This window comes from Nonomuraea sp. NPDC059194 (assembly GCF_042754765.1).
Taxonomy (GTDB): domain Bacteria; phylum Actinomycetota; class Actinomycetes; order Streptosporangiales; family Streptosporangiaceae; genus Nonomuraea.
The window spans coordinates 35,832-51,774 of sequence record NZ_JBHZBH010000030.1 but is presented as its reverse complement, the minus strand read 5'-3'; the positions used below and the strand labels follow the sequence as shown (position 1 = coordinate 51,774).

Annotated in this window: 12 protein-coding genes; 7 read left to right on the top strand and 5 right to left on the bottom strand. The window is 69.5% G+C overall.

What is annotated here, in order from left to right:
- Positions 1–76: 76 nt before the first annotated feature.
- Positions 77–3,124 carry a M14 family zinc carboxypeptidase gene (locus tag ACFXJ8_RS30765; protein WP_379647476.1) on the bottom strand — a complete coding sequence of 1,016 codons (3,048 nt, stop codon included), beginning with the start codon at positions 3,122–3,124 and terminating at the stop codon, positions 77–79.
- A gap of 192 nt (positions 3,125–3,316) precedes the next feature.
- Between ACFXJ8_RS30765 and ACFXJ8_RS30760 the strand changes: the two genes are divergently transcribed.
- Positions 3,317–4,216: a coiled-coil domain-containing protein gene (locus ACFXJ8_RS30760; RefSeq protein ID WP_379647475.1), complete on the top strand. Its 900-nt coding sequence runs from the start codon at positions 3,317–3,319 to the stop codon at positions 4,214–4,216.
- A 5-nt stretch (positions 4,217–4,221) separates the two neighbouring features.
- On the opposite strand, the gene ACFXJ8_RS30755 is transcribed toward ACFXJ8_RS30760, so the two are convergent.
- A complete protein-coding gene (locus ACFXJ8_RS30755; protein ID WP_379647474.1) occupies positions 4,222–5,484 on the bottom strand; it encodes a GH1 family beta-glucosidase in 1,263 nt (420 codons plus the stop codon).
- 72 nt (positions 5,485–5,556) lie between these two features.
- Here ACFXJ8_RS30755 and ACFXJ8_RS30750 point away from each other — a divergent pair, with 72 nt between their 5' ends.
- Positions 5,557–6,216, top strand: a complete 660-nt coding sequence (locus ACFXJ8_RS30750) for a TetR family transcriptional regulator (RefSeq protein ID WP_379647473.1) — start codon at positions 5,557–5,559, stop codon at positions 6,214–6,216.
- On the opposite strand, the gene ACFXJ8_RS30745 is transcribed toward ACFXJ8_RS30750, so the two are convergent.
- The gene (locus ACFXJ8_RS30745) at positions 6,188–7,108 is read right to left on the bottom strand and encodes an aldo/keto reductase (RefSeq protein ID WP_379647472.1); all 921 of its coding nucleotides are present in this window, start codon (positions 7,106–7,108) and stop codon (positions 6,188–6,190) included. The two genes, ACFXJ8_RS30750 and ACFXJ8_RS30745, sit on opposite strands and share 29 nt — an antisense overlap.
- Before the next feature lie 81 nt (positions 7,109–7,189).
- Between ACFXJ8_RS30745 and ACFXJ8_RS30740 the strand changes: the two genes are divergently transcribed.
- The gene (locus tag ACFXJ8_RS30740; protein ID WP_379647471.1) at positions 7,190–7,549 is read left to right on the top strand and encodes a MerR family transcriptional regulator; all 360 of its coding nucleotides are present in this window, start codon (positions 7,190–7,192) and stop codon (positions 7,547–7,549) included.
- A 59-nt stretch (positions 7,550–7,608) separates the two neighbouring features.
- On the top strand, positions 7,609–9,042 hold the full coding sequence (locus ACFXJ8_RS30735; protein ID WP_379647470.1) for a peptidoglycan D,D-transpeptidase FtsI family protein: 1,434 nt from the start codon (positions 7,609–7,611) through the stop codon (positions 9,040–9,042).
- 124 nt (positions 9,043–9,166) lie between these two features.
- Here ACFXJ8_RS30735 and ACFXJ8_RS30730 read toward each other — a convergent pair whose 3' ends face one another.
- Entirely contained in the window at positions 9,167–11,029 is a 1,863-nt protein-coding gene (locus ACFXJ8_RS30730) for an ABC transporter ATP-binding protein (protein WP_379647469.1), read from the bottom strand.
- An 879-nt stretch (positions 11,030–11,908) separates the two neighbouring features.
- On the opposite strand from ACFXJ8_RS30730, the gene ACFXJ8_RS30725 reads away from it, so the two are divergent.
- Genes ACFXJ8_RS30725 through ACFXJ8_RS30715 form a run of 3 tightly spaced genes read left to right on the top strand, consistent with a single transcriptional unit; the run spans position 11,909 to position 14,923 of the window.
- A complete protein-coding gene (locus ACFXJ8_RS30725) occupies positions 11,909–13,207 on the top strand; it encodes an ABC transporter substrate-binding protein (RefSeq protein ID WP_379647468.1) in 1,299 nt (432 codons plus the stop codon).
- A gap of 13 nt (positions 13,208–13,220) precedes the next feature.
- Entirely contained in the window at positions 13,221–14,126 is a 906-nt protein-coding gene (locus ACFXJ8_RS30720) for a carbohydrate ABC transporter permease (RefSeq protein WP_379647467.1), read from the top strand.
- Complete coding sequence (locus ACFXJ8_RS30715) at positions 14,126–14,923, top strand: carbohydrate ABC transporter permease (RefSeq protein ID WP_379647526.1); 798 nt, start codon at positions 14,126–14,128, stop codon at positions 14,921–14,923. The genes ACFXJ8_RS30720 and ACFXJ8_RS30715 overlap by 1 nt, the downstream gene beginning before the upstream one ends.
- On the opposite strand, the gene ACFXJ8_RS30710 is transcribed toward ACFXJ8_RS30715, so the two are convergent.
- Positions 14,913–15,893, bottom strand: coding sequence for a LacI family DNA-binding transcriptional regulator (locus ACFXJ8_RS30710; RefSeq protein ID WP_379647466.1), 981 nt, complete (start codon positions 15,891–15,893; stop codon positions 14,913–14,915). The genes ACFXJ8_RS30715 and ACFXJ8_RS30710 overlap by 11 nt on opposite strands.
- Between the last annotated feature and the right edge of the window lie 50 nt (positions 15,894–15,943).

Here is a 15,943-nt window from a genome sequence, read left to right as displayed (position 1 = left end):
TGGGAGACCGAATCATGTTCTGTGCGGGCACGCAAGAGGGGTACGGCTCGCGGGAGCCGTACCCCTCACGCCGCCTTTAGCGGGGATCGCCGAGCAGGTGGGTCAGCGACCGCTTCACCAGGTCAGTGCGCTGTGCCTGGGTGGTGACGCCTTCGACGCCGTACCCGAGCAGGACGGTGTCCTCGGTGATGATGCCGCCGCCTTCGTCGAAGAGCTTGTCGGTGCGGGTCCAGTTGTTGGGCAGCGGACCCGAGCCGGGCGGCGGTCCGCCCGCGCTCCAGCCGCCGAGGTCGGCCTCGAAGGAGGTCTCCTCGGCCGCCGCGCCGTCGAGCGTGACCTTCGCGTCGTCGAGGAAGACGCCGGCCTGGTGGGTGCTCCAGTCGGTGATGGACGACAGCGAGATCTCGACCTTCTTGCCCGCGTAGGGGGTCAGGTCGATCTTCCACTGCTGCCAGCCCGCCGAGTTGCCGGTGGCCGCGTGCCAGGCGCCGCTGCTGCCCGTCGGCTCACAGTTCGGCCCCTGGTAGCGGGTGGTGTGCGGGTGGATCTCCCTCCAGCGCTGTCCGTTCGGGGTGTTGCAGCTCGACCCCGTGGACTGGGTGGTGTGCCCGTTGGCGTCGGGCAGCGTCGTCCAGTCGTCCTGGCCCGCGGTGCGCGCCTCGACGGTGAAGAAGTCCCAGTCCGCCTCGGTGTCGAGGGAGGCCCAGAACGTCAGGTCTCCGCTGCTCTTGCCGGTCAGGTCGATGGTCTTGGTCAGGCGCTTCCACGAGGCGTCGGCGATGCCGCTCTGCACGTCCCACGATCCCGTGTGCGGGTCGAACGGCCCGCCCGGCCTGTCCCACGTGATGCCCGCCCTGCTCTCGAACTGCGGGAACGTGTCTGCGGGCAGGATCGCCGAGGTGGCCACCCACGAGTTGTTGTGGTCCTGGTTGCCCGCCGAGTCGCCACCGTTCAGCGTGCCGGTGAAGCCGCTGAAGGCGCCCACGGCGCCCTTGAGCCCGAACGGCTCGTGCGTCTGCTGGCTGGTGCCGCCGTTGTCGAACCAGATGTAGGCCCCCAGCCAGTACTGCTGGAAGTCGTTGTTGGCCTCCAGGCACGGCGGGGTCGAGGCGACCACGCACTCGCCGAGTGAGGCGTCGGGCTGGAAGAAGAAGCCCTGGTTGGCGTTGCGCGCGTAGTGGGCGTACTTGCCCGCCGTCAGCAGCTTGCCGCCGTCGTTGAGGTAGTCGCGCACCGCGATCTCGGTCTCGACGCTGTACCTGGCCAGGGTGCCGGGCACCTGCTCGGGCGAGCGCGGGTTGATGTCGTCGCCGGTCTCCCAGATCACGGCCTTGTAGTGGCTGAGCACGCCCAGCGGATGCGGCGCCTTGCGGCCGTTCTTGTCGATGTCGTAGACGTCGGAGGTGTAGCCGGCCTCGGAGATCGCCTTGGCGTAGTCGTCGACGTACTTCGACTCGGTGACGCCCTGCGCGGGGCTGATGCCGGTGACGTCCTCGGCCGCCAGGACCAGCACCTGACCGCCGATGTCGTCGGCGACCTTGTAGGTGAAGTCGGCGCTCTTCTTCGTCAGCGACCTGAACCAGACCTTGACGCTGTCACCCGGCCTGGTGCCGGTGATCTTGCCGCGGAGCTGGTGGTAGTAGACGTTGTAGCCCTTGCCGTACCGCTCGCCGCCCTTCCACGCCTTCGTCAGCGCCGTTCTGGTCCGGCCGCCGTTGACCTGGTACTGCACGACCACGGGGCCGAGCCTGCGCTTGGCGTTGACCTGGACGACCTGGTCGGTGCCGTGGCTGACCTCGAAGTCGTCGACCACGAAGTCGGGCGTCTTGTTGCCCAGGTGGGTGACCGGCTCGACCGGGTTGGCCGCCGACCTGGCGATGTCGAGGGCGAACGGGAGGTTCTTCTCGAACTCCGCCTGGACCAGCGCCTCGTCGTCGGGGAAGACGAAGCCGCAGCCGTCGCAGCCCTCGTTCAGCTCCGGCGTCCACGAGAGCGTGCCGTACTCACCGTGGGCGCGGTCGTTGGTGTCGCCGTTGGTGATGTACAGCTCGCCCGCCGCGAGCCCGGGGTTGAAGCCGGGGACGGCCGGGTTGGCGTCGGTGCCGCTGAGCGCCTCGTAGACCGGGTTGTCGGCGGTCGCGGTGTACATCTGCCAGCCCATCGGGTACAGCAGCAGCGGCCCGAAGGAGTGGTAGTTGAGCTGCAGCTTGAACTTGATCCGGCGCAGCAGGCCGTCCATCGCCCTGGTCTCGGGCTCGCTGGCCGCGGCCGTCCCTCGGTAGGTCTCGCTGCTGGGGACGCTGGAGGCGCCCTCCTCGTCGTAGTGGAAGTTCGTGGGGAAGTTCCGGTTCGGGTCGACGCCGTCGCCGCTGGTGATCTGCCCGTCGCCGTTGTTGTCACGCAGGGTCTTGCGCCAGAGGCGGTTGCCCTCGGTGAAGGTGAAGTCGTAGCCGTCGGGGTTGGCGACCGGCACGAACCACAGCTCGGTCGTCCTCAGCAGCCCGGACAGCGCCTCCTTGTTGGCGACCACGTACTTCAGCAGCCGCATGTCGACCTCGGCGGCGATCCACTCGCGGGCGTGCTGGGTGGCCGAGTAGAGGGCGGCGGGCCTGGCGCCGTCGCGCAGGATCCTGGCGTGCCTGGTCACCTTGGCGGCCAGGATGTCCTGGCCCTTGACCGTCTTGCCGATCGACTGCAGCTTGACGATGTCCTTGTTGGCCTCGGCGATGGCCTTGAGCTGGTCGGCGATGCCGCCCTGCTCCGAGTAGCTGCGCCAGACCGTGAAGCCGCCGGCCGACTGCGCCTTGGCGGCCTCGAGCTGCGTCTGGCCCTGCGGGTTGCGCACCGGCTCCGGCTTGTGCCCGAGCTTTCCGATCTTGACCAGGTCGTCGCGGTCCGCGGTGAACTCGATGTGCTCCTTGCCCCCGGTCGCCTTTTTCTGCACGACGTCGAAGCCGTCCTCGGCCAGGGCCTGCCCGGTGCCCACCGGGGCGTCCAACTGGTAGAGCTCGATCCGGTCGGCCTGGGGTAAGGCGGGGTCCTCTGATGCGACGGCCTGCCCTGCCACGAGGGAAGCGGCCAGGCAGGCGGTCACGGCGGTGATGAGGGTGAAAGTTCGCGACAAGTTCTGCCCCTTTGCAGAAAACGGAATGCTCGCAATGTCACCCGGCACAGAAAGCTCGGCAAGACCCAACTGTTGGCTCGATCCCCGACAAAGTGGTAGATAGTTCGCCAAAGACGCACGAGTTCGCTGGTTCAGGTGGCAGGGGTCAAGATCATCTTCTATAGTCGCTCCGTCTATGAGGGGAGGACGGGAGTGAGATCAGGGCGTCTCGCCATGCTCGCCGTCATCCTCGTCGCGCTGGTCGCGGCCCCCTTCGCGCACACCGCGACCGCCGACCCCGACGGCCAGAGCAAGCTGCGCAAACTCACCAAACAGGCGACCGCGCTCAACAAGGTCTACCGCGGCACCATCGAGAGCCTCGAGGACACCAGGCTGGCCGCCAAAAAGGCCACCGACAGGGCCCGCGACCTCAAGGCGGCGCTCGCCGCCGCCGAGGTCGAGGTGAGCCAGATCGCGCAGACCACCTACATCCAGGGGCCGCTCGACGGCACCAGCCTGTTCAGCACGCCCGGCGAGCCGTACCAGGTGCTCGGGCAGGCGGCGAACCTGGCCTACCTGGCGGCCGAGCGCGGCTCCACGCTCAACCGCGTCAAGGACATGGTCGCCGACGCCCAGAAGGCGAAGAAAGAGGCCGACGCGAAGATCGACGACCTCGAGCGCGACATCAGGAAGATGCGCAGCAAGCGCGGCGAGATCGAGAAGCTGCTGGCCAAGTACGGCATCCAGCAGCCGGGCAGCGCCAACGGCCTCACCGGGCGCATGGTCTCCGTCCGCGACGAGGTGATGCGCAACTTCCCGATGTTCTACGGCGTCGGGTGCCTGCGCGTCGGCGACCCCGGCGAGCACGGCAAGGGCCGGGCCTGCGACTTCATGATGAGCCCCGGCGGCAGCATGGCCTCGGGCGCCAACCTCGACAGGGGAGACAAGCTGGCCCAGTGGCTGATCTCCAACGGGTCACGGCTCGGCGTGATGTACATCATCTGGAAGCAGCGCTACTACGACGTGCGCACCGGCGGCGGCTGGGACATGATGTCCGACCGCGGCGGCGTCACCGCCAACCACTGGGACCACGTGCACGTGTCGGTGTTCTGAGCCCGCTACTGGTGGAGTCGCTCCTTCAGCCAGTGGTAGGAGGCGCGCGGGGTGCGGCGGCCGGTGGCGAAGTCGACGTGGACGAGCCCGAAGCGCTGGTGGTAGCCCTCGGCCCACTCGAAGTTGTCCAGCAGCGACCAGACGAAGTAGCCCCGCACGTCCACGCCCTCGTCCTGGGCGGCGCGCAGAGCCGCGAGGTGGCCGTCGAGGAAGGCGATGCGGGCCTGGTCGTCCTGCTCGGGATAGGAGCAGCCGTTCTCCGTGACGTAGATCGGCGGCAGCGCCGTGCCGTACCGGTCGCGCAGGCCCACCAGCAGCTCGCGCAGGCCGTCGGGGACGACGGGCCAGCCGAAGGCCGTGGTGGGGTAGCCGGTGATGCCGAGGTCCGTCCACGGCAGCGAGTCGTCGGTCGGGGCGCCGATCCGCGTGGGGTTGTAGTAGTTGATACCCAGGCCGTCGAGCGGCGTGGAGATGATCTCCAGGTCGCCGTCGCGCACGCAGTCGAGGGTGACACCGTACGCGGACAGGTCGGGGTAGCGGCCCAGCAGGACGGGGTCGTTGAACAGGCGGTTGTGCAGGACGTCATAGGCGTCGCCGGCTGCTGTGTCCTCCGCCCACACGGGGGTGCAGTTGTTGGTGATGAGCACCTGCTGCGCACCGGCGGCCCGCAGCGCCCGTACGGCCAGCCCGTGCCCGAGCAGCTGGTGGTGGGCCACGGGGAGCGCGTCGAGCATCAGCGCGTGACCCGGCGCGTGCATCCCCATCGCGTAGCCGTAGGCCATGTGCACGAAGGGCTCGTTGAGCGTGATCCACATCTTCACGCGGTCGGCCAGCCGGTCGGCCACGAGCGCGGCGTAGTCGGCGAAGCGCTGGGCGGTGTCCCTGTCGAGCCAGCCGCCCCTGTCCTCCAACGCCTGGGGCAGATCCCAGTGGAACAGCGTGGGCACCGGGGTGATGCCGCGCTCGCCGAGCCCGTCCACGAGCCGGTCGTAGAAGTCGAGCCCCTTCGCGTTGACCTCGCCGCGGCCGTCGGGCTGGATCCTCGGCCACGCGATCGAGAACCGGTAGGCGTTGACGCCCAGGCCGCTCATCAGCTCGAGGTCTTCGGGCCAGCGATGGTAGTGGTCGCACGCCACGTCACCGGTGTGCCCGTCGCGGGTCCTGCCGGGCTGGTGGGCGAAAGTGTCCCAGATGGAGGCGCCGCGGCCGTCCTCGTGCACGGCGCCCTCGATCTGGTAGGCGGCGGTGGCCGTACCCCAGAGGAACATAACCGGTCATATTAGGCGATCAACCGGTGCCGGGTCGCGAGGTCGGCGGTCCGGATGAGCCAGGATGGGAACATGACGAGTACTCTGCGCCGCCGTCCCTCCCAGCGCCGCAGCGCCGAACGGGTCGAGCGGATGCTCGACGAGTGCGCCTCACTGCTGGGCGAAGTGGGCTACGACGCGCTGACCACCAAGGAGGTCGCCCGCCGGGCCGAGGTCCCGATCGGCACCTTCTACCAGTTCTTCCCCGACAAGCAGGGCCTGGTCAGGGCGCTGGCCATGCGCAACCTCGACCGGTTCCTCACCCGCGTCACCGACCGGATCGCGGCGACCGACCTCGCCCACTGGTCGGAGCTGGCCGACCTGGCGATCGACGAGTTCGTGGTGATGAAGCGCACCACGCCCGGGTTCGCGGTGGTCGACTTCGGCGAGGTGCTGCCCACACCCGGCGGCCCTGCGCTGCCCGGCACCACCCACATGCTCGACGAGGCGACGGAGAACAGCGCCGTCGTGGCCGACCGGCTGCGCACCCTCATCGTCGGCCTCTACGACAAGCCCGAGGGCGAGGGGCTCGACCTGGCGCTGCGGGTCGCGGTCGAGGCGGCCGACGCCGTACTCAAGCTGGCCTTCCGCACGCGCGCCGACGGCGACCCCGCGTTGATCGCCGAGTGCAAGCAGCTGGTCCGCCGCTACCTCGCCGAGCACCTCAGCACGGCTCGTCCAGCCGCCTCATGAGCTCGTCGTCCAGCTTGAGGCCGGCCGACCCGATCGCCTCCTCCAGCTGAGCCATCGTCGTCACCCCCACGATCGGCACCAGCCCCTGCGCCGTCAGCCAGGCCAGCACCACCTGGTTCGGCGTCGCGCCCAGCTCGCCGGCCACCTCGCGCAGCACCGCCAGGCGCCGGGTCGTGCCGGGGTGGTCGTACGCCTCGGGGATGGGCCGGTCGGCGCGGGTGTAGGCGCCGGACATCAGCGCGTTGTACACCCACAGCGACAGGTTCTCCTCACGCGCGTAGGCCAGCGTCTCGTCGGTGGTCAGCACGTGGGCGCCCTCGGGCAGCCGCACCATCGGCCGCGGACGCAGGTAGGTGTGGCGCAACTGCAGGGCGGTGTAGGGCAGCCAGCCGTTGGCCGCGGAGATGTTCCTGGCCCGCTCCAGCCGCCACGCCGGCATGTTGCTCGAACCCAGCCTGCCGATCTTGCCCGCCGCGGCCAGCTCGTCGAACGCGCCCAGCGTCTCCTCCAGCGGAACGGGCCGGTCCTCCATGTGCGACCAGTACACATCGACGCGGTCGGTCCCCAGTCGCCGCAGGCTGCCCTCGATGCCCCTGCCGATGGCCCGCGCGGACAGGCCCTCCGCCGAGTCGAGCGTCCTGTCGCCCGCCACGGTGGGGCGCGCCCCGACCTTCGTGCTCAGCACGATCCTGTCCCTGGCGCCGCGCGCGGCCAGCCACGCCCCGACCGCCTCCTCGCTCTCGTCGCCGGTACGGCCGGCGTTCCAGAACGGATAGTTGTTGGCCGTGTCGACGATGGCCCCGCCCGCCTCGGTGAACCGGTCGAGGAGAGCGAAGGTGTCCTCCAGGGAGACCCTGGTGCCGAAGTCGATGGTGCCGATCGCGAAGTCCATGGCCGAGACTCTGCGACCTGGAGCGCACTCCATGTCAAGCCGGTTGACCTGGAGTGCGCTCCAGGTGGGAAAATCGGCCACGTGAGCGTCTACACCCCCGCCGAAGTGGTCGAGGAGACCGGCTTCAGCCTCGACACCCTCCGCTACTACGAGAAGATCGGGCTGCTCGATCCCATCGACCGCAACGCCGCGGGACAGCGCAGGTTCTCCGAGGAGGACGTCGGATGGCTCGGCACCATCAGGTGCCTGCGCGACACGGGCATGCCGATCGCCGAGATGCTGCGCTTCGCCGAACTGGTGCGCGCGGGAGACCACACGATCGCCGACCGCATCGCGCTCCTGGAGGAGCACGACGCCAGGGTGCGCGGTCAGATCGACAACCTCATCGAGCGCCAGCGCTACATCCGTCACAAGATTTCCTACTACCGCAGCGTGCTCTAGCCCCCCCTTGGCCTTCCGGTTGCTAAACCGGGGGTATGGCCGGACCCCGGGCGAGACGGATGAACATCCCGCTGCGTCGCGCGTCGATGCTGTGCGCGCTGATGCTGTTCGCGCTCCTCGTCAACGTCACCTACATCCAGGGGTTCACGACCGCGCGGCTCAACGCCGACCCGCGCAACCACCGGGTGCTGATCTCCAGGTTCGAGCACCCGCGCGGCAAGATCCTCACCCACGACGGCAAGGTGATGGCCGCCAGCCGCAGGACCAAGGACCCCAGCTACAGCTACCGGCGCGCCTACCCGGACGGCAACCTCTACGCGACGGTCACCGGCCACTCCTCGCTCTACGCCACCACCGGCCTGGAACGGGCCGAGGACGCCGCTCTCAACGGCAGCGATCCCAAAGTGAGGGTGCGCGCGCTGGTGACCGACGGCATCAGCGAGGGCGCCGACGTCCGCACCACCATCGAGGAGCGCGTACAGCGGGCCGCCTACGAGGGCCTGGCCGCGACCGGACGGCGCGGCGCCGCCGTCGCCCTCGACCCGTCGACCGGGGCGATCCTGGCGATGGTCTCCTATCCGTCCTACGACCCCAACCTCTACACCACCTTCGACCCCGCCAAGCTCACGGAGATCGACGCGCTGCTCCAGGCCGACCCCGGACAACCGCTGCTCAACAGGGCGCTCAACCAGAACTACCCGCCGGGCTCCACCTTCAAGGTCGTCACCAGCGCCGCCGCCCTGAACTCGGGCGCCTACGCGTCGGCCTCGGCCGTGGACGCGCCCAGCAGCCTGCTGCTGCCGGGCACCTCCACCTACCTGCGCAACGCGGGCGGTCACCCCTGCGGGAACGGGCACCCGCCGCTGGCCTACGCCTTCCAGATCTCCTGCAACACCGCCTTCGCTGCCATGGGCCTCGACATGGGACAGGACACGCTGCGCCAGCAGGCCGAGGCGTTCGGCTTCAACGACGACACGCTGACCGTGCCGATGCCGGTCTCCATGAGCGTCTACCCGAGCGGCCTCGACCAGGCGCAGACCGCGATGTCGGCGATCGGGCAGTACGACGACAGGGCCACGCCGCTCCAGATCGCGATGCTGTCGGCGGCGGTGGCCAACGGCGGCGCGCTGATGCGGCCCTACCTCGTCGAGGAGGTGCGCCTGCCCGACGGCTCGGTCATCGACACGGCGGAGCCGTCCCAGTGGCGCTCGGCGATGAGGGCGCGCGAGGCCGCCCAGCTGACCACCATGATGGTGGACGTCACCCAGCAGGGCGGCACCGGTACGGCTGCCGCGCTGCCCGGCGTGGTGGTCGCGGCCAAGACGGGCACGGCGGAGAACGTGCGCGGCGCGCAGGACCACGCGCTGCTGACCGCCTTCGCCCCGGCCGACAGCCCGCAGGTGGCGGTGGGCGTCGTCGTCGAACGGTCCGGCTCCGGCGGCGACGTGGCCGCCCCCATCGCCCGCCGCATCATGCAGGCCGTCCTCACCTGACCTGGCCCCGGTCCCGGCGATCCGCGGTCCGCCATCGCCGCGTGACCCCGCGGTGGGTCGTCGTCCCGTGACCTCGGGGTGGGGCGGTGTTCCGGGACTCCGGCGGGGATGGTCGGGTGCTGGGTCAGCGGTAGGCCTGGGCCTGCAGGTTGTACAGGTCGGCGTAGAGGCCCTCCTCCGCCATCAGATGGTCGTGGGTGCCCTCCTCGACGACCTTCCCGTGGTCGAGTACGTAGATCCGGTCGGCGTAGCGCACACTCGCCAGCCGATGCGTGATCAACAGCACGGTCCGCCCGTCGGAGTGGCGTCTGATGCGCTCGAACAGGGCGTGCTCGGCCCTGGCGTCGAGCGCGGCCGTGGGCTCGTCGCAGATCAGCAGCGGCGCGTCCCGGTGAAAGCCGCGTGCCACGGCGATCCTCTGCCACTGGCCGCCCGACAGCTCCTGCCCGTCCTTGAAGCGCCGGTCGAGCAGCGTGCTGTAGCCGTACGGAAGCTCGGCGATCACCTCGTCGGCCCCCGCGACCTCGGCAGCGGCGACCAGCGCGGGCTCGCCCTTGTCGGTGCCCATGGTGATGTTGTAGCGGGCCGTCAGCGGCCATCTGGTGTGGTCCTGCGCGATGACCGCCGTGGCCAGGCGCAGCTCCTCGGGCGCCACCTCCCGCACGTCGAGGCCGTCCCAGCTGACCGTGCCCCCGTCGGGCTCGTAGAGGCCGGAGAGGATCTTGGCGAGCGTGGTCTTGCCCGAGCCGTTCTCGCCGACGAACGCGATGACCTCGCCCTTGCCCACCCTGACGGACACGCCGCGCAGCGCCGGGTTGTCCGAGCCTGGATAGCTGAAGGTCACGTCGTCGGCCCTGATCTCGTCGAACGACCGGGGCGCGGGCGTGGGTCTCGGGTCGGCGATCCGCCGCTCGGCGTCGGCGCAGAAGTCGAGGAAGTCGGTGAAGTAGAGGCCCTCCTCGTAGAGGCGGTTGGTGGCGTACATCAGGTTGCTCAGCGACATCTGCCCCTGCCTGATCGCCAGGACGGCGGTGCCCGCCACCGCCAGCGGCAGCGCCCCGAAGGCCAGCAGCAGGCCGAGCGTGAGGTAGACCAGGCCGGTGCCGATGCCGCCCAGCGCCTCGCCGACGATCTTGGCCAGTGTCTGCCGTTTGGCCAGCCGCAGCAGGACCTCCTGCTCGGCCCTGGCCACCGCGTCGTACATGCGCAGCAGGAAGCCGCGCATGGTGAAGGAGCGGACTTCGGCGGCGGGGGAGCGGTCGGCCAGCAGCTCGGCGATGATCCATTTGCGTCTGCGGGCGGGGATCAGCGCGTACATCGAGGAGTAGCGCATCCTGGCCGAGCGCACCGCCGCCCACGCGTCGGGCAGCACGGCGAGGACCAGCAGCGGCAGCAGCGAGGGATGCAGGATGCCCAGCACACCCGCCACGGCCGCGATGCCGATGAAGGCGGTCATCACGTCGATCGCCGTCATCACCACCACGTCGGCCATGGCGACGCCGCGCATTCTGGCACGTTCCATCGCGTCGTGGAAGTCGGGATCGTCGTAGGCCATGAGGGGAACCCTGCTGGTCAGGCCGTACAGCCGCTCCTCGGTGAGCCTGGAGACCTGTGGGTCGAGCCTGGACTGCGCCCAGCCCGCGGCCGCCTGCACGACCGTGCGCAGCGCGGCGGCCCCCGCCACCAGGGCGAGGCTGGGCAGCGCCGCCCGCACCCTGTCGGGGGTGGGCCCCTCGCGGAACAGCGCTTCGAGGACGCCGGTGGTGGCCAGCAGGCCGAAAGCGGTGCAGACGCCGCCCGCCAGGTTGAAGCCGACGGTGGCGGCGGTGTCGCGCGGACTGGCCCGCCACGCCATCCGCATCGCCTGCCCCACCAGTGCGGGCAGGCGTCGGGCGATGGTCAGGAAGCCAACCTCCGCCATCTTGTCGGTGTGGGCGTACCAGTCGGAGAAGGAGATCTCGCCGAGTTCGAGGGGCTCGTCCGCCATACCTGCAGTGTGACCGGGGCCACTGACAAATTCCGGTGGCTGGTCGGGCTGGGCCTGTTTCTACACATTCTTGACCCGCGGCGGATACATGCCCGAATGGCCATCTCGGCGCATGTGCCCGGAGTCCGCTCGGCCTAGCGTGGCGTCTGTGATCGACCGGTGGCGCGCCACGAACCCGGCTCCCCGGGTGCCCACACGCGGGGCGAGCACGCCGGTCGATCCATCCGAGACGTCGCGTTCGCAGGCGGACCTGGCCTCCTCGGAGGGGTGGGGGTCGTGGCCCGGCGGGCGCGACAGCGGGCTCGAGCCGCGCAGGGCTCGAGCCCGCCCCCGCTTGCCTGCATATCGCCGTACATATTTCGGAGGATGCCGCACCCGCCGTAGCCGGGCGGCGTCTGCGCCGCCGCCCCTGAGCGTGGCGGCTGTCCCGTCGGCTCGCGTGCGAGTTTCTTGTACGGCTACCGCCGCCCCGGCCCCGAGATAGCAGGTTCCGCCTCGGGCCTGATCCACGTGGCACCAGGCCCGGGGTGGCGGGTGGCGCCTGGATGTGATCCACGAGGACGCCCTGCCGGGCTAGGTGGTGGGCGTTGCCTCGGATCCGATCCGGGGGGCTCTGCCGGGCCGGTGGGCATGCCTCGGGTCTGACCTGCGGTCCGGGTTGGCGTGGCGTCGCTTCAGGTTTGATCTGTCCGGGTGTCAGGCAGAACTGGTTGGTGGGCGTGGTCCGGAGCTCGGAAGCGGCGGGGAGCGACCGTGGAGAGAGCGCTCCCCGAATATGCCGACCTGTTACCCGCACATGCCTTGACGTCGCGGAGGGCGAAGTGGGTTGATGGCCCTACTGACAACGTTGTCACCCAATCGTGACAAAGGAGCGGTGCGATGAGACGACGGTGGTTAGCGGCGATCACCCTGGCGGCCGTGCTCGGGCTGACGGCCTGCGGCGGCGGAGGCGGCACTGCGGCTCCGTCGGGTCAGGCCTCAGGAGCGGGAGGAGACGCCAAGAAACAGGTGGAGGTCTTCTCCTGGTGGACCGGGCCCGGCGAGGCCGACGGCCTGAAGGCGATGAAGGAGATCTTCGAGAAGCAGAACTCCGGCTTCACCTTCTTCGACGCCGCGGTCGCGGGCGGCTCCGGCGACAAGGCCAAGGCGCTGCTGCAGTCCAAGCTCCAGGCCGACACCCCGCCCGACACCTTCCAGGGTCACGCGGGCGCCGAGCTGCAGGGCTACATCAAGTCGGGCGATCTGGAGGACCTGACCTTCCTCTACGACGAGCTCAAGCTCAAGGACGTCTTCCCCGCCCAGCTCGTCGAGCAGATCAGCTACGAGGGCAAGATCTACTCGGTGCCCGTCAACATCCACAGGTCGAACATCCTCTGGTTCAACCCGGGCGTCCTGAAGGAGGCAGGGGTCGCGGGCGCGCCCAAGACGATCGAGGAGTTCGTCGCGGCCCTGGAGAAGGTCAAGGCCACGGGCAAGGTCCCGCTGTCCATCGGCTCGGAGTGGACCGTCACCCACCTGATGGAGAGCGTGCTGCTCGGCTCGCTCGGCACCGACGGCTACAACGCGCTGTTCCAGCCGGGCGCCAACTGGGGCTCGCCCGAGGTCACCAAGGCGCTGGAGAACTTCAAGAAGATCATGTCGTACGCGGGTGACCCGCAGGACGACTGGCAGCCGGCCGCCGCGCAGGTGGCGGAGGGCCAGGCCGCCTTCAACATCATGGGCGACTGGGCCTACGGCTACTTCCACAACCCGCCGGAGGGCGGTCTCGGCAAGCAGTCGAAGACCGACTTCGACTGGGCGGCCGCGCCCGGCACCGAGGGCACGTACATGTGGCTGTCGGACAGCTTCACCCTGCCGAAGGGCGCCAAGAACAGGGACGGCGCGATCGCGTGGCTCAAGGTGGCGGCGAGCAAGGAGGGCCAGGACGCCTTCAACCCGAAGAAGGGCTCCATCCCGGCTCGCAAGGACGCCGACGCCGCGCTCTACACCGACTACCTCGGTGACGCGCTGAAGGACTGGTCCTCGAACAAGCTGGCCGGGTCCATCCAGCACGGCGTGTCCGTCAACCAGCCCTGGCTGGCCGCGATCAACGAGGCGGTCGGCCTGTTCATCGCGAGCAAGGACGTGGCCGCGCTGCAGAAGGGCCTGGCCGACGCCGCGGCGGCCAACGCCCAGTGAGGCCGGAACAGTGATGGCCAGAAGAGGCGGGCCCGCCCTGCGGCGGGTCCGCGCCTGGTTGCCGGGGCTGCTGCTGGTGACCCCTTCGATCATCCTGATCGGCGTGTTCGTGTACGGCATGCTCGGCTGGAACTTCAGCCTGGCCATGACCGACAAGCACGACGAGGTGTCGGAGGGCTCGTTCGTCGGCCTGCGCAACTTCATCGACATCTGGGACCTGCCCCGATGGCACCTGTCGGTCAACCACGCGATCGTGTTCACCGTCGTGTTCGTGGGCGGGGCGTTGCTGCTCGGCTGGTTCCTGGCCTTCCTGATGGAGAAGGGGATCAGGGGCGAGGGAACCTTCAGGGCGATCTACCTGTTCCCGATGGCGATCTCGTTCGTGGCGACCGGCATCGTGTGGCGGTGGCTGATGAACTCGGGCCAGGACGAGCGGGCGGTCGGGCTCAACCGGCTGTTCGACGTGGTCGGCCTGCCGCAGTGGGCCTGGTTCAGGGATCAGGACTGGGGCATGGCCGCCATGGCTATCCCAGCAATCTGGCAAATGTCCGGATATGTCATGGCGCTCTTCCTGGCGGGCTTCCGGGGCGTCCCCGAAGAACTGCGCGAGGCCGCGCGGGTGGACGGCTGCACCGAATGGGGCGTCTACCGGCACATCGTGCTGCCGCTGCTGCGCCCGGTGACGCTGTCGGCGCTCATCATCCTCGGGCACATCTCGCTGAAGACCTTCGACCTGGTCATGGCCGTGTCGGGCAAGCAGATCATCACCGACGTGCCCGCCGTGTTCATGTGGGTGGCGGTCTTCGACTCCCACGACCCGGCCAAGGGCGCGACCATCGCCTCCTACATCGTGCTCAGCGTGGCGATCTTCGTGATCCCGTACCTGATCTGGTCGGTCCGCAAGGAGAGGCGCTCGTGATCGTCCGCCGTGGGTTGCTGATCGTCTTCGCGGTCGTCTTCCTCATCCCGATCTACGTCCTGCTGGTCACCAGCTTCAAGCCGCTCACCGAGGCCAACCCCGCGCAGGCGTGGAACCTGCCGCAGGTCTGGACGTTCGAGGCGTGGCGGGTGGCGTGGGAGAAGCTGGCGCCCGGCATCTGGAACAGCGTCCTGCTGGCGGTGCCGGGATCGCTGCTGTCGTGCGCGCTGGGCTCCATGAACGGCTACGTGCTGTCGAAATGGCGCTTTCCCGGCGCGGACGTGCTGTTCACGCTGTTCCTGTTCGGGATGTTCATCCCGTACCAGGGCGTGATGATCCCGCTGGTCCAGCTCATGGTGAACCTCGACATCTACGGCGGGATCCCCGGGCTCGTGCTCGCGCACGTCGTCTACGGCATCCCGATCTGCACGCTGATCTTCCGCAACTACTACGTGACGATCCCCGACGAGCTGATCGAGGCGTCCAGGGTGGACGGCGCGGGCATGCTGCGGACCTACTGGTCGGTGGTGCTGCCCGTGTCGGGTCCCGCGGTCGCCGTGGTGATCATCTGGCAGTTCACCTCGCTGTGGAACGACTTCCTGTTCGCCGTCTTCCTCACCGGGCCGACGAGCTGGCCGACCACCGTCATGCTGAACAACATCGCGGGGGCGCAGGCCACGCCGTACAGCCAGCAGATGGCAGCGGCGCTGCTGGCCTCGATCCCGACGATGCTGATCTACCTGGTGCTCGGGCGGTTCTTCATGCGCGGGCTGATGGCCGGAGCGCTCAAGGGGTGATCTCGCCCGAGCCGCGTGCGATCAGCCGTACCGGCTGGGTGATCCGCTCGGCCGCGCCACGGCCGCCCGCGATCCTCCGGAACAGCAGCTCCGCCGCCACCCTCCCCAGGCCCGCGGGATCCTGCGCCACCACGGTCACCGCGGGCCGCAGCAGGTCCGCCAGCTCGAAGTCGTCGAACCCGACCAGCGCGATGCGCCGCCCCTCCAGCGCCCGCAGCGCGGTGACCGTGCACCGGCCGTTGCCGGTGAACAGCGCGGTCGGCGGATCGTCCATCCCCAGCAACCGGTCCACGACCGTCCGCATCCCCTCGAGCGTGGGCTGCGCCATCGAGATGAGCCGCTCGTCCACCAGGTCGCCCAGCGCCTCCCGGTACCCGCGCTCCCGCTCACCCGCCGTGAAGATCGCCGGGCTGTCGCCGAGGAAGGCCACCCGCCGGTGCCCCTGCGCGAGCAGGTGTTCCACGGCCAGCCGCGCCCCGCCCGCGTTGTCGCACAGGACCGTGTCGACCTCCAGGCCCGGCCCCGCGGGCCGGTCCACGAAGACGGCCGGTGTGCCGGCGTCCAGCTCGCCCCTCAGGTAGGAGTGGTCGCCCCCGGCGGGCACCACGATGAGCCCGTCGACCCTGCGCGCGCAGAAGGTGAGCACCAGCTCCTTCTCCCGCTCCGGCTCCTCGCCGGAGGATCCGCTGAGCACCAGGGAGCCGTGCCTGATCGCGACCTCCTCGACGGCCCTGCTGACCCCCGAGTAGAAGGGGTCGCCGACGTCCTCGATGACCAGGCCGATGCTCGACGTCCTGCCCTGGCGCAGCACTCTGGCGCTCTCGTTGCGGCTGTAGCCGAGGCGCTCGATCGCCGCGCGCACCCGGTCGGCGGTGGTGGCGTTCACGCCCGGCTCGTTGTTCACGACCCGGGAGACGGTCTTGAGCGCGACCCCCGCCTCCGCCGCGACATCCTTCATCGTCGGTCTCACACCAGGATCATTTCTCATGCACGGAGGATGGACAACGTTGTCACCAGCCC